The following is a 13,972-nucleotide window of genomic DNA, read 5'->3' on the forward strand; positions in this document are numbered from 1 at the left end:
GAGGGCAGACCGACATGACCCGGCCGTCGGCCGCACCGGACACCTCCGGTTCTGGTGCCTCGGACCGGTTCGCAACCGGACCGGACGCCACCTCTGACCAGCCCGATCAGGGCCACGTACCCATGCCCTCCGCGGGCGGCGGGGACGCTGCCCGGGGCGGGGGCCCCGGCCTCCACCAGCCGGGCCGGCCCGTCGAGGCGGACCCGGCCAGGCACCCGGCGCCCGCCCCCGACGGACGCCGGTTCGAGCAGATCCTGGAGTCCCTGCGCGGCCATGTCCGCGACCTGGAGTTCTCCGAAGGCCTGCCCGGCGCGGAAGAGGGCCGCGCCCTGCAGGCGGACGTCCTCGCCCAGCTGTCCGACTACGTCCTGCCGCGCGTGCGCCGCCCCGACATCCCGCTGCTCATCGCGGTCGCCGGGTCCACCGGCGCGGGTAAGTCCACCCTGGTCAACAGCCTCGTGGGCGAGCAGGTCACCACCACCGGCGTGCGCCGCCCCACCACCAACAGCCCGGTGCTGGCCTGCAACCCCGCCGACGTCGACTGGTTCAGTGAGGCGTCCTTCATCCCCACACTGCCCCGTGTGCGCCAGCAGGGGCTGGCGATGCCCGGCAAGGACGGCATGCTCGTGCTCGCCGCCAGCGAGGCGATGCCCCCGGGCGTGGCCCTGTTGGACACGCCCGACGTCGACTCCGCGGTGGCGGCCCACCACGAGTTCGCGGCCAAGTTCCTGGACGCCGCGGACCTGTGGGTGTTCGTCACCACCAGTACCCGCTACGCCGACGCCCGCGTCTGGGAGTTCCTCCAGGTCGCGCGGGACCGGGACACCTCACTGGCCGTGGTCCTGTCCCGGGTGCCGCGCAAGGGGCGCCGCCAGCTGCTCGACCACTTCGGCGCCATGCTGGAGGCCAACGGGCTCGGTAACGCCGCCCGTTTCGCCATTCCCGAGACCGACCAGATCCGCGGGGAGCGCTTCACCTCCAACGTCGCCGACCACATCCGCGAGTTCCTCGCAGAGGTGGCGGGGGAGGCCGACCAGCGCGACCGCGTCTCGCGCCGCACGTTCGTCGGCGTCATCGACAGCTTCCGGTCCCGCGTGCCCGAACTCGCGCGCCAGGTGGAGACCCAGATCGAGACCGGGCGCGCGCTCGGCGCCGCCGTCGACGACGCGTTCGCCACCGCGAGCCGCCGTATCGACACCGGGCTGGGCGACGGATCCCTCCTGCGGGGATCGCTGAGCGCCCGCTGGCAGGAGGTCGCCGCCAGCGGCGACCTGGCCAAGAGCCTGCGCATGCGCGGCAAGCGCGGCCGCAAGGCCCGCAGCGAGCAGGCCGAACGCGGCCAGCGGGTGGCCTCCCTGGAACGGGCCGTGCGCGACGCCCTGGAGGCCCTGGTGGTCTCCTCGTGCGAACGCGCCGCCGACCAGGTGGAACAGGCCTGGCGCGGCGTCACGGGCGGCGCCCGGCTCGTCGTCCGCGCCCAGGAGCACCCGACGGCCGACCTCGCCAAGCGGATCCGCAAGGAGATCGCGGAGTGGCAGGACGAGATCGCGGGGATGACCACCGCCAGCGGTGCCACCAAGCGGTCCGTCGCCCGATTCGTCACCTTCGACCACGACATCGTCGCCCTGGTCCTGATCATCGACCTGCTCGGCTACGAGCGATCCCACTCCGGAGGGGGCGCCCACGCGGCCGACACCTCCGGTCCATCCCCACAACGCCTGCTCAAGGGCTTGTTCGGTGCCCAGTCCCTGCGCAGCATGGGCGGGACGGCGCGGGACAACCTGCGCCGGCGCGTCCTCGGGCTGCTCGCCCACGAGCGCGTGCCCTTCGACGGCGCTCTGGCGTCGGCCGGCATCCCGACCGAGGACAGCGCCGTCCAGCTCTATCAGGCCACGTACAACCTTGAGATTTCACGATGACGACTCAGTGGAACCCCGCGCAGGCCTACCGGGCACCGCACGCGGCCGATCACCAGCCCGACGGTGAGGAACGCGAGAGCGCTCCCACCGGCTCCGGGCCCTGGAACGACGAACGCCCCGACACGGGCGGGGCGGCGCCGACCGAGAGCGGCCCCTGGCGCGGCTACACCATGCCCGTACCCGAGCACCCCGACCACGCGGACACCTCCGGTGAACCCGCCCACGACGGGATCTCGGGCTATCCCGACCCGACCGAGGGCGCGGCTTCCGAGGCCGGCCGCGGCGGGGAGGCCGGTGCGCGGGAACCGGCCGCCGACCGCGAGCGGCCGGAGCCCGCACGGCGGCCCGGGCGGCACGCCCGGCCCTCCTCGCGCTCGGCGAGGGCGCACGCCGCCGCGGCGGCCCGGGAAGCCAGGGCGGCCCAGGAGGGCGGCGAGGCGGAGGGCACGGCGCGGTCCCAGGGGACACCCGAGCACGAGGTGAAGCCGCCGGGAGCGACCCAGGGCGCGGCGAAGGCCGAGGCGCCCGCGAAGCCCCAGGGCGCCGACGCGGACCACCGTGCCGCGCGGGCCCCGGCCGCCGCGCGACAGGACGCGGACCGTGCCGAGGACACCGGCCACGACGACGACCCGGAAGGGCTCGCCGGGTGGGTGGGCAGCCTGGCGGAGGCGGCCGAGGACGCCCAGATCGCCGGGCGCACCACCGGCTCCTTCCCGATCGTGGCCCCGCAGGCGGCCGGCGGCGCGCCGCGTTCGGTCCGCGACGCCCACGACGACGAGGACGAGACCTCCTCCGACGCCACCGGGCCCCGCCCGCGTCGGCGGACCATGGCCGAGACGGCCGCCCGGGACACGGCAGACGACCCGGCCGAGGACGCCGGCGCCGACGCCGACCCGTCGGCCCCCGAACCGCTGCCGCGCCGCGTCCCCGGCCCCTCCGCCGTCTCCGGAGCCTTCCGGGCGGTGGGCCCCGAGACGGCCGCGCCGTCCGCGGGCACCGACGACGGGGATCAGGACGGGAGCTCCACCCGGGCCGAGGCCCGCCCGGCCCGCACACCGGAGGAGGACGCCGACGGCGACTCCTCCGCCGCGCAGGAGGACGAGGAGTACCGTCCCACCACCCACGACCACTGGCGATCCACCTCGTCGATCACACGTGCCGAGCTGGTCGAGCGCCTGGACGCGCTCTCCACACTCACCGAACTCGGCCAGGACGACCTGCCCGAGGAGCTGGTCGCGCGCTCCGGCCAGTTGCTCGACCACGCGGGGGCCCGTCTGCGCCTGTCCGCCGAGCACACCGTCGTCGCACTCGCCGGCGGTACCGGCAGCGGCAAGTCGTCGCTGTTCAACGCCCTGTGCGGACTGGAACTGTCACAGACCGGCGTCACCCGGCCCACCACGTCCAAGGCCCACGCGTGCGTGTGGGGCCACGAGGGCGCCGACGCCCTTTTGAGCTGGCTGGGCGTGCCCAACCGGTACCGGCACTCGCGCACGAGCGTCCTGGACGCGGGCAACTCCGAACTGACCGGGCTGGTTCTGCTCGACCTGCCCGACCACGACTCGGTCCGCAGCATGCACACGGCCGAGGCCGACCGCCTCATCGGCTCGGTCGACCTGCTCGTGTGGGTGCTCGACCCGCAGAAGTACGCGGACGCCGCGGTCCACCACCGCTACCTGGCCCAGATGTCGGGGCACGGCGCGGTGACCATCGCCGTCCTCAACCAGGTCGACAAGGTCGCTCCGGACGAACTCGAGGAGCTGCTGACCGACCTGCGGCGCCTGCTGGAGTCGGAGTCGGGCGTGCATCCACGGGTGATCACCACGTCCACCATCACTGACCAGGGCATTCGCGACCTGCGCGAGTTCCTGGCCGAGACCGTGGGGGAGCGGCGGGCACTCGTCGACCGGCTGGCCGCCGACCTCGACCAGGTCATCGAGCCCTTCGGGGAGTTCCGCGGCGACGCGCCGATCCCTGAGGGTGTCCCCGCCGACACGCGCAGGCGGATCGAGAGCGGCCTGGCCGACGCCGCGGGCGTCTCCGCGGTCGCCGACGTCGTCGAGACCAACGACGTCCGGCGCGGCAGGCGCCAGGTCGGCTGGCCGGTGGCGCGGCACTCGGCGAAGCTGCGGAAGGACCCGCTGGCCGCGGTCCAACTCGACTTCCTGCGCCGCGACGGCGAACAGGGCGTGAGCGGTCCCGTCGACGCGCACGAGGCCGAGCTGGAGACCGTGCTGGGCGACGCGGCCGACGCCGTGTCCGAGGACATGCCGGGGCCGTGGCGCCGACGGATGCGCGCCGCCGCGCGCAGCGCGATGTCCGACCTGCCGGCCGAGCTCGGCGAGGGGGTCTCCGGCGCGGTCGGCGATCCCGGTCAGAGCCCGGCGTGGTGGAAGGCGGCCCGCGTCGCCCAGTTCGCGCTGCTGGCCGCCGCCGGGCTCGGCCTGGCGTGGGTGGTCGTGTCGCTGGTGAGCTGGCTCGGTGGAGGCTTCACGGGGCTGCGGATGTTCGACGACCCGGTGTTCCTGGCCTACGCCGGTGCCCTGGTCGCCGCCTCGCTGTTCGTGGGCTGGCTGACCGGTGTGGGTTGCGGCAACCTCGTGGAGGTGGCCGCGGTCCAGCGCCGCGAGGAGGTCGAACGCGCCGCGCTGGCCCGGGTCAAGGAGATCGCCGGAACGCGCGTGGTGGAGCCGATGGAGGCCGAACTGGGGCGCTACCGGGCGTTCCGTGCGGCCTACGAGGTCGCCGCGCGGTCGGAATGACCGGCGGACCCTGCCGGGGGCGGGCGGCGTCCGTGCCGCCCGCCCCGGTCCCTCCGCGGTGCCGGTGCGCCTAGATCCAGTGGATGCCGCTGCTCATCTGACTGCTCCTTCGTCGGGGTGCCGAGGGATCCGGAGACCGGTGTGCCGAATTCGGGCACTCCGTGTGACGTGATGACTACAGGAACCGGATCCCATCGCCAGGATGCCGTACTTCGCGCCCGACGCCAACCCTTGGTGATCGATTGCCTGCGATCGGTGACGTGACGATGTGTGTCGCGCCGTGACCGACTCCGGCCACGACGCGCCCCCGTGCACTCGTCGGTGGCGCCCCGCGTCCGGTCTCCGGAGTGTCGGCGCGGGGGTCGTTTCTCCGTGGTGCCTCGTGCCGGTGCGAGCGAGGAGCCGCTCCCCTCTGTCCTCCTGCCTGCGTTGATCGTACAATCAGCAATTAAGCTATTACCCAAAGTAATGTAAAGTTGCGGGTGGCGTCTGCGGCGGTGAGTCCCACTGGCGTAGTGGCGTCGACCCAAAAGGCGTCGTAACCGAGTGGCACCGTGGGGGAACGCGGGGCGAATCGGACCCGTCGAAGGGAGAACCGTGGGGGGCGGTGAGCTCATCAGAGACGGGTGTAGGGAACTGGGGGCAGAGAGTGACCGAGGGAGGGAGGGACAAGCCGTGAGTATCTCGGAGAAGCCGATGGCGGCCCGGGGGAACCCCTCTGGGGAGCGGGGCCGGTGGCCGATTCTCCAGCAGCCCCGGGGCCTGCTCGTCTACATGGGGTTCCTCCTCTTCGCCGTGCTGTTCCTGTTCGGGGCGACCATCGCGTTGACCGACGTGCTGCTCACGGATCTGGCGACCTTCGTCGCGCTCGTCATGAGCGCGTCGGTGTGCGTGGAGGCGATCCGTCGGCTCGGGATGCCCGCCGGACTCACGCGCGACCTCCTGGGCGCCTGGTGGTTCCCGGTGGTGGTGCTCCTGCCGCCGCTGTACTCGCTGTTGATGCCCCTGCCCGTCTACCTCATGCTCCAGCTCCGCGCCCGCCCGGCCATGGCGCACCGGCGGGTGTTCAACGCCGTCTCGGTGGCGCTGTCGGGATTCCTGGCGTCGGTGGCCTGGCACGCCTACTGGGGCGGGGGGCTCCTGGAGGGCTTCAGGGGGACGCAGGACGCGCACGAGAACCTGGCCAGCGGGGCGGGGGTGGTCGTCGCGCTGCTGTGCTGTGCGGGGTTCACCGTCCTCAACACGCTCATCGTCGCCGTGGCGGCGCGGATCAGCAGCGGTCCCGGGCACAGCCTCCGGCCGATGTGGGACAGGGAGGCGTTCATCGTGGACGCCGTCGAATTATGTGTCGGCGTCACGGTCGCCATCCTCGCCCACCTGACCCTGTTCCTGCTGGTCATCGCGATTCCTCCGGTGGTCCTGCTCCAGCGGAGCCTGCTGTACCAGCAGCTCCAGACGGCCGCGCGGACCGATCCCAAGACGGGGCTGCTGAACGCTCCGACATGGGAGCAGGAGGCCGCGATCGAGATCGCCAGGGCCCGCTCCTCGCGGAGCCGGGCGGCGGTGCTGATCGTCGACATCGACCACTTCAAGCGGGTCAACGACAACCACGGCCACCTCTTCGGGGACCAGGTGCTGCTGGGTGTGGCGACGACGATCGCCCAGCAGCTGCGCCAGTCCGACCTGCTCGGCCGGTTCGGCGGGGAGGAGTTCGTGGTCCTGCTGCCCGGGTCCGACACGACGGAGGCCTGGCAGGCCGCCGAGCGGCTGCGCTCGCAGGTGGGGCGGATGGAGATCTCGGTGAACGACGTCCCGGTGTCGATCACCATCTCGATCGGCGTCGCGGTGATCGGCGACCACGGCAACGACCTGGTGGAGCTGTTGACCGCCGCCGACCTCGCGCTGTACCGGGCCAAGGAGACCGGCCGCGACCGCGTGTGCCTGCCCGCCGGGCGCCCGGGCGTCAGCGGGCGCATCCCGGGGCCGCGGGAAGAGGAGATCCCCGAACCCCCGGACGCCCTGGGCGCCTGAGCGGTCGGGGCGCGTGGGCGCCGGGTGCGTGTGCCCGTGTGCCGGGTGCCGAGTGGGGGCGCCCGGGCGGTCGCAGATCCGGAACGTCTGATCGGCCCGGGGAACCCGGGCCATCGGGGATCCCTGAGGTGCGCCAGGAGCCTCTGGCGGTCCTGCGCGGACGCGGAGCGCCGGTGCCGGCGTGTCGGACGGGTGTGGGTCTTCGAGTGGGCTGGGAGTACCCGGTGGGCCGGGTCTCGGGGGCCGCGCGGGCGCGCCGCGGCCCCGCTCGTCCACAGGCGTCAAGAGGCCATTGCGGACGAGCGTTGCGTCACGCACCGTGAGTATATGGACGCAGAACAGCCACGTTCCTCCCGCGAACCCTCTCCTACCTCCCGCGCCTCCGACGACGACCGACCCCATGAAGCCACGTCCGACGGCGGACGAACCGCCGACCCGGGCGCGACCGACGACGGTGAGCGGACTCCGACTCCACCCGGGGCGGTCGCGCCACTCCGGGAACGGACCACCCACGGGCACGCGGAGCAGCCGGAGCGCGCGGGTGCCGTACCCGCGCCGCGACCACCGGCCGACAACGCGTCGACGGCGCTGACCCTGGGCACGCCGACCGACGTCGTCGCGGCCCTGCCCTACCTGGTCGGCGAACCACCGGACCCCGGCATCGTGGTGGTGGCCCTGCGCGGCACCCGTGCCCGGGCGGCCTTCGTCGCCGACCTCGCGCGGGTCCCCGGCGGTCAGACCCCGCTGGAGCGTTCCCGGACCGTCGTCCGGCTGGCCGCCGAGGAGGGGAGCACCGGGCTGGTGGCCGTCGGACTCGGGCCGGTGGAGGTGGTGGGCCCCTACCTGGACGGCGTGGTCGGCGCCGCCCGGGAACACCGGTTGGACGTGCACGACGCCCTGCGGGTGGCGGACGACCGCTACTGGTCCCACCTGTGCCACACACCCGGCTGTTGCCCGCCCGAGGGCCATGCCCTGGACACCGGCCGGTCCACGGTTCCGGCTCAGGCGGTGCTCATGGGGATCGCACCCGCCGAGCCCGTCCGGCGCCCGGGGGAGGGGTGGGCCCGGCTGCGCGCGCTGGTGCCGAAACCGGACGACGCCTCCGCGGCGGTGATGGAGGGTGTGACGGCCGCCGTGGAGCAGCAGGCCCGGCGGATGGCCGCCGAGATGGGGGAGGCCGCACTCGTGCGCCGGGGTACCGCCGAGCTGCTGGCCGCGGTGCGCAGGGAGAAGGAGGGCCGCGGGGTGACCGGCGAGGACGACCTGGCCTGGCTCGGCGTCCACCTCACCCGGGTCGGCGCCCGGGACCGGGTATGGGCTCGCCTGACCCGGGAGGAGGCGGCCGTGCAGCAACGCCTGTGGGCACGGCTGACCGGACGGGTCTGCCCGCGGTACCGTCCGGCCCCGGCGTCGCTGCTCGCCGTGGCCGCCTGGCAGCTCGACGACGAGCCGCTGGCGCGAGCCGCTCTGGACGTGGCGCTGGCCGCCGACCCCGGCTACGGGATGGCGGTCCTCATGCGCCGAGCTCTGGACCTGGGCCTGCCGATCCAGCGTTGGCGGGCGCACGCGCCCACGTGGCTCGACCGCCCACCCGACAGTCCGGGGCCCTCCGAGTCCATCGCTCCGCCCGACTCCTCCAGCCCCACTGATTCCTCCGGCTCCTCCGGTCCTTCCGGCCCCTCGGGCTCCTCCGGGGCTTCTGGCCCTTCTGGCCCTTCCGGCCCCTCGGGCTCCTCCGGCCGCTCCGGTCCTGCGCGGGCGCCCGGAACACCTGATCCGCCGTAGGGCGGTCGTCGCGGCGACGGGGCGCGGAACCGCCGAGCGCGCCCCCGGCCGTCGGAGAGTGCGGCCCCGTCCGTCCTCGGGAGGCGCGGGCGGCCGGGCCACCGAGACCGGTCCGGGTGTCCCGTCAGCGGGCCGGTGCCCGGGATCGCCGGAACCGCCCGGAGCAGAACGCGCGGGAGAGTACAGAACGGTCGTCCGTGATGCGCTGTGTGGTCTCGGCAACCGACGGGACCCCGTAGCCTGGGAGGCATGCCGGAGTACATCTACACAATGCAGAACGTGCGCAAGGCGCACGGCGACAAGGTCGTCCTTGACAACGTTTCGGGGTCGTTCCTGCCCGGAGCCAAGATCGGTGTCGTGGGCCCCAACGGTGCGGGTAAGTCGACGCTGCTGAAGATCCTGGCCGGCATCGAGCAGCCGTCCAACGGTGAGGCACGGCTCATGCCGGGATTCTCCGTCGGGCTGCTCGCACAGGAGCCCGTCCTCGACGCCGACAAGACGGTGCTGGAGAACGTTGAGGACGGAGTCGCCGACACCAAGGCGATGATGACCCGCTTCAACGAGATCGCCGAGCAGATGGCGACGGACTACTCCGACGACCTGTTGGAGGAGATGGGCAAGCTGCAGGAGCAGCTCGACCACCGCAACGCCTGGGACCTCGACAGCCAGCTGGCCCAGGCCATGGACGCCCTGCGCTGCCCGCCCGGCGATGCCGCCGTCACCCAGCTCTCGGGCGGTGAGAAGCGCCGCGTCGCCCTGTGCAAGCTGCTTCTGGAGCAGCCCGACCTCCTCCTCCTCGACGAGCCCACCAACCACCTCGACGCCGAGAGCGTGAACTGGTTGGAGCAGCACCTGGCCAAGTACCCCGGCACCATCGTGGCGATCACACACGACAGGTACTTCCTCGACCACGTCGCCACCTGGATCCTGGAGCTGGACCGCGGCCAGTTCTACCCCTACGAGGGCAACTACAGCACCTACCTCGAGACCAAGCAGACCCGTCTGAAGGTCGAGGGGCAGAAGGACGCCAAGAAGGCCAAGCGCCTCAAGGACGAGCTGGAGTGGGTGCGCTCCAACGCCAAGGCGCGCCAGACCAAGAGCAAGGCCCGTCTGCAGCGGTACGAGGAGATGGCCTCCGAGGCGGACAAGACCAGGAAGCTGGACTTCGAGGAGATCCAGATCCCGCCGGGCCCGCGTCTGGGCAACACCGTCGTCGAGGTCAAGAACCTCACGAAGGGCTTCGACGACCGGGTGCTCATCGAGGACCTGAGCTTCTCCCTGCCGCCGAACGGCATCGTGGGTGTGATCGGTCCCAACGGTGTCGGTAAGACGACGCTGTTCAAGATGATCATGGGGGAGGAGACCCCCGACCAGGGCAAGATCAACATCGGCGAGACCGTCGAGATCTCCTACGTCGACCAGTACCGCGGTCGGATCGACGACTCCAAGAACGTCTGGGAGACCATCTCCGACGGCGAGACCTTCATCGAGGTCGGCAAGGTCGAGATCCCCAGCCGCGCCTACGTCGCCGCCTTCGGCTTCAAGGGTTCGGACCAGCAGAAGCCCTCGGGCGTGCTCTCCGGCGGTGAGCGCAACCGCGTGAACCTCGCGCTCACGCTCAAGCAGGGCGGCAACCTGCTGCTCCTGGACGAGCCCACCAACGACCTGGACGTCGAGACGCTCGGCTCGCTGGAGAACGCGCTGCTGGACTTCCCCGGCTGCGCCGTGATCACCTCCCACGACCGGTGGTTCCTCGACCGGGTCGCCACGCACATCCTCGCGTGGGAGGGCGACGCCAACTGGTACTGGTTCGAGGGCAACTTCGAGTCCTACGAGAAGAACAAGATCGAGCGCCTGGGCCCGGACGCCGCGCGTCCGCACGCGGTCACGCACCGCAAGCTCACCCGCGACTGACACGCGGGAACAGCACTCGCGCGCGAACCCCGCCGGCCGGATCCGTCCGACCCGCGGGGTTCGCCCGTGTCCGGGCCCGATACGGTGATATTTCCTGTACGGGCCCGTGCGGGCGCGGCTAGAGTCCCGCCATGACGATGCTGAGCGTGCCCTATCACCTGGACGAGTACCTACCGGACTTCCGGCTCCCGTGGCGCGGACACACCGAGACGGTGGCGGAGGAGCTGCCGGACTCCGACCTGTGGTCGCGGATGGCGGTCCTGCACGAGGCCGTCGCCGCCCGCGTCGCCGACGAGATCCGGGCCGGTCGGACCCCCACGGTCCTGTCCGGCGACTGCATGGTGGCGCTCGGGACCGTTGCCGGAGTCCAGCGGGCGGGCGTGGACGCCGCCGTCGTGTGGTTCGACGCACACGGTGACGTACAGACGATGGAGACCAGTACCTCCGGCTACGCCGGGGGCATCCCCCTGCGGGTGCTGGCCGGCTACCGGCCGGACCCGGCGATGGACCGGCTCGGCTTGCGGGCGATCGCCGAGGAGCGGCTGCTGCTCGTCGACGGGCGCGACCTGGACCCGCCCGAGGCCGAGTACCTGGACGCGTCCGAGGTCCGGCGCTCCGCCGTCGCCGATCTGGGTGCCGGGGACCTGCCCGAGGGACCGCTGCTGCTGCACGTGGACCTGGACGTCATCGATCCGGACGAGGTGCCGGGCATGCTCTTCCCGACACCCGGCGGCCCGAGCGGCGGCGCCGTCGTCGAGGCCGTCCACCGTGTCCTGGACACCGGCCGCGTCGCAGCCGTGAGCGTCGGCTGCACGTGGCGGCCGGACCGGGACGAGGACCTGCCCGGCGGTGTCCGGGCGAAGCTGCTCGCCGCGCTCCTCCGGAGGTGAGCACGCTCCCGGCCGGGGGATGCTGAGGCGCCGTCGTGCCCGGGAGGAAAGCGAACGCGACCTCCCGCGGATCGGTGGACCGATGGCCCTGGCTCTCGCCCGGGGCACGGCCTGGTTCGACCTACCCGGCCCCCCGGACCGGTGGGCCGATGGCCCTGCCCGGCGCCTGCGGTGTCGCATACGCTGGTGGGCGATGACTTCCGCGCGAGATGACCAGCAGAGCAGGGACGAACAGCCGGTGCGAATGACGTTCTACGAGGCCGTGGGCGGAGAGGAGACCTTCACCCGCCTGGTCCGCCGCTTCTACGAGGGTGTGGCCGACGACCCCGTCCTGAGGCCCATGTACCCGGAGGAGGACCTGGGCCCGGCCGAGGAACGCCTGCGTCTCTTCCTCATCCAGTACTGGGGCGGCCCGCGCACCTACAACGACCAGCGCGGCCACCCCCGCCTGCGGATGCGGCACGTACCGTTCCGTATCGGCGCCGCCGAGCGCGACCGCTGGCTGGCGCACATGCGCGCGGCCGTGGACGCCATCGCGCTGCCCGCGGCCCTGGAACGCCAGCTGTGGGAGTACATGGTGATGGCCGCGCACAGCATGGTCAACGTCGCCGAGGACGCGGCGCCCCCGGCCGTGGCCGACCCCACCTCCTTGTCGGTGACGCCCAGCGACGGCGGCGATGACGACGACGGCGAGGCCGTCACGATCTCGCTGAATTGAATGCTCCCCTCCCGCCATGAGAACTGCGGGGATTCGCGGCTCAGGCCGCCTGGCCGTCCTGCGGACGACCAGGTCTTGCGCCCTCGGCACCGCCCGGGATCAGACCGGCCCGGACCAGCACCACCTGCGCGGAGTTCTTGTCCCGTGGTCGGGACACCCCGCACGCGGTACAGGTGTAGATGCGTTCGGACAGCGGTAGGCGGTGCTTGGCTCTCGCACCGCAGTCCCCGCAGTCCATCGTCGTATACGCCGGATGGACCAGGCGCACGTCCCGGCCGTGCTTGCGGCCCATCTCGACCAGCGCTTGTTTCGTGGCGCCGATCGCGGCGTCAGCGGCCTTGCGCACCATCGTGCTCTTGGCCAGGAACCTCGGCTTGAAGTCCTCGACCGCGATCGCGTCGTGGTCACGTACCACGCGTTTGGCCCACTTGCGGGCGGTGTCCTGGCGCTGCCGGGCCACCTTCTGGTGCGCCCTGGCGCGCAGCCGCTTCGCCTTGCGGTACCCCTTCGACGCCTTCTGGCCCTTGGGCGGTTTGCGGCGCGCCATCATCCGGTCGTAGCGGGCCAGTCTCGCCTGGGCCTTCTTCCCGTGCTGGGGGTGGGGCAGGTCGTGGGCGTCGGAGGTGGTGGTCGCGATCTCCTTGACACCCCAGTCGATACCGATCGCCCTCCCGGTCGCGGGAAGGGGGTCGGTCCGGGCGGGCACGACGAAGCTGGCGTACCAGTGCCCCAGCGCATCCCGGTACACCCGAACGCTCGTCGGTTCGTCCGGCAGGTCGCGGGACCATACCACGGTCAAGGTGATGCCCCCGGCCAGGTGCAGGCGCCTGTCCCTGAGCCGGAAGCCCCGCCGGGTGTAGTTCAGGGTGGGGGCCGCTTCGGCCTTCTTCTTGAACCTGGGCATCCCCGCCCGCTGCTTGACGGGCAGGCGGTTCTTGATGTCCTTCTGGGCCTTGGCACGGGACTTGGCGAAGTCGCGGATGGTCTGCTGCTGGGGCACCGACGCCCCCCACTGCAGCCACTTCTCGGTCGCACGGTGAGCATCGTGTCCAGCCGGGCCGGGCCGCACTTCTCACCCGCCCGGCAGGCGGCCCGGGACTCAGCGACGCACTGGTTCCACACCCACCGGCACCGGTCCCACCCGGCCAGCAGGCCCCGCTGGGCGGTGGACGACACGCGCAGCCGGAAGGTGTACCGGGAGTGCCCGGCCTCCTGGTCCGCTCGCGCTGGTGTCGTCATGACCGGAAACGTAGCGGGGAGGTACGACAGGCGAGAGCCTCTGGCCTGTGCGGGCCCGATCACCCCGGGTGGACGCCGCATCGCCTGGCGGCGCTTCGGCGTGGCCTGCCCTGCTCCGCAGGAGGCCGGATTCCTCCCCGCCCTGAAGGACGGGGCATCCTCCGGGAGGTTCGGTGAACCGTTCCCGGACGGCGGCCGCCTCGATGGCCACGGCCACAGCCGCGGCGACCGCCACGATCCGGGTTCAGGCGTAGGCCGCGAGGAAGGCGCGCTCCCGCTCGTTGAGGCGGCGGGCGCGCTGGGTGTCGACGTTGAACCCCACCAGCACCGTGCTGGCGCGCAGGAACACCGTCGTGTCGTCACGGATCTCGTAGGCCAGCGTGAAGCTCGCGTTGCGCACCTCGGTCACCCACAGCTCCACCCGCACGGGCGTGGACCTGGGCAGCAGCGGCGCCACGTAGTCCGCCTCCTGACGGGCCACGACCATGGCGCCGAACACCTCCTCGCCCTCCTCCACCGCGCCGTCGTAGCGCAGGAACGAGATCCTGGCGTCCTCCAGGTAGGTGAGCATCCGGACGTTGTTGACGTGGTGCTGCGGGTCAAGGTCGGCGTAGCGGACCTGAGCCAGGTGCACATGCCGCCGGGGCTGTGTCCCGGTGTCCGGGCCGCCGGCCTCGATCTGTGTCACGTCCTGGTCCTCTCGTGGGTGTTCTCCTG

General features: G+C 72.4%; 9 protein-coding genes. 7 read left to right on the forward strand and 2 right to left on the reverse strand.

Annotation, left to right across the window (positions count from 1 at the left end):
• The first annotated feature begins 14 nt into the window (after window positions 1-14).
• The 7 genes from HNR10_RS23360 (at window position 15) to HNR10_RS23390 (ending at window position 12,016) form a co-directional block, all read left to right on the forward strand.
• On the forward strand, window positions 15-1,919 hold the full coding sequence (locus HNR10_RS23360; RefSeq protein ID WP_179826995.1) for a dynamin family protein: 1,905 nt from the start codon (window positions 15-17) through the stop codon (window positions 1,917-1,919).
• Window positions 1,916-4,678, forward strand: a complete 2,763-nt coding sequence (locus HNR10_RS23365; protein ID WP_179827006.1) for a GTPase — start codon at window positions 1,916-1,918, stop codon at window positions 4,676-4,678. The genes HNR10_RS23360 and HNR10_RS23365 overlap by 4 nt, the downstream gene beginning before the upstream one ends.
• A gap of 675 nt (window positions 4,679-5,353) precedes the next feature.
• Window positions 5,354-6,709: a sensor domain-containing diguanylate cyclase gene (locus HNR10_RS23370; RefSeq protein ID WP_179827007.1), complete on the forward strand. Its 1,356-nt coding sequence runs from the start codon at window positions 5,354-5,356 to the stop codon at window positions 6,707-6,709.
• 327 nt (window positions 6,710-7,036) lie between these two features.
• Window positions 7,037-8,494 carry a DUF4192 domain-containing protein gene (locus HNR10_RS23375; protein WP_179827008.1) on the forward strand — a complete coding sequence of 486 codons (1,458 nt, stop codon included), beginning with the start codon at window positions 7,037-7,039 and terminating at the stop codon, window positions 8,492-8,494.
• Window positions 8,495-8,743: 249 nt separating this feature from the next.
• The gene (gene ettA, locus HNR10_RS23380; protein WP_179827009.1) at window positions 8,744-10,408 is read left to right on the forward strand and encodes an energy-dependent translational throttle protein EttA; all 1,665 of its coding nucleotides are present in this window, start codon (window positions 8,744-8,746) and stop codon (window positions 10,406-10,408) included.
• A gap of 131 nt (window positions 10,409-10,539) precedes the next feature.
• Entirely contained in the window at window positions 10,540-11,298 is a 759-nt protein-coding gene (locus HNR10_RS23385; protein WP_246406381.1) for an arginase family protein, read from the forward strand.
• 193 nt (window positions 11,299-11,491) lie between these two features.
• On the forward strand, window positions 11,492-12,016 hold the full coding sequence (locus tag HNR10_RS23390; protein ID WP_218897955.1) for a globin: 525 nt from the start codon (window positions 11,492-11,494) through the stop codon (window positions 12,014-12,016).
• Window positions 12,017-12,056: 40 nt separating this feature from the next.
• On the opposite strand, the gene HNR10_RS23395 is transcribed toward HNR10_RS23390, so the two are convergent.
• Entirely contained in the window at window positions 12,057-13,016 is a 960-nt protein-coding gene (locus HNR10_RS23395; RefSeq protein ID WP_312889396.1) for an RNA-guided endonuclease InsQ/TnpB family protein, read from the reverse strand.
• Between the two features lie 483 nt (window positions 13,017-13,499).
• Window positions 13,500-13,943, reverse strand: coding sequence for an acyl-CoA thioesterase (locus HNR10_RS23400; protein ID WP_179827011.1), 444 nt, complete (start codon window positions 13,941-13,943; stop codon window positions 13,500-13,502).
• Between the last annotated feature and the right edge of the window lie 29 nt (window positions 13,944-13,972).

This window comes from Nocardiopsis aegyptia (genome assembly GCF_013410755.1).
Classification (GTDB): Bacteria; Actinomycetota; Actinomycetes; order Streptosporangiales; family Streptosporangiaceae; genus Nocardiopsis; species Nocardiopsis aegyptia.

Excerpts from the sequence above, each read along its gene's own strand:
- HNR10_RS23365 (WP_179827006.1), top strand. The coding sequence starts at position 1,916 with ATGACGACTCAGTGGAACCCCGCGCAGGCCTACCGGGCACCGCACGCG.
- HNR10_RS23375 (WP_179827008.1), top strand. The coding sequence starts at position 7,037 with ATGGACGCAGAACAGCCACGTTCCTCCCGCGAACCCTCTCCTACCTCC.
- ettA (WP_179827009.1), top strand. The coding sequence starts at position 8,744 with ATGCCGGAGTACATCTACACAATGCAGAACGTGCGCAAGGCGCACGGC.
- HNR10_RS23385 (WP_246406381.1), top strand. The coding sequence starts at position 10,540 with ATGACGATGCTGAGCGTGCCCTATCACCTGGACGAGTACCTACCGGAC.
- HNR10_RS23390 (WP_218897955.1), top strand. The coding sequence starts at position 11,492 with ATGACTTCCGCGCGAGATGACCAGCAGAGCAGGGACGAACAGCCGGTG.
- HNR10_RS23360 (WP_179826995.1), top strand. The coding sequence starts at position 15 with ATGACCCGGCCGTCGGCCGCACCGGACACCTCCGGTTCTGGTGCCTCG.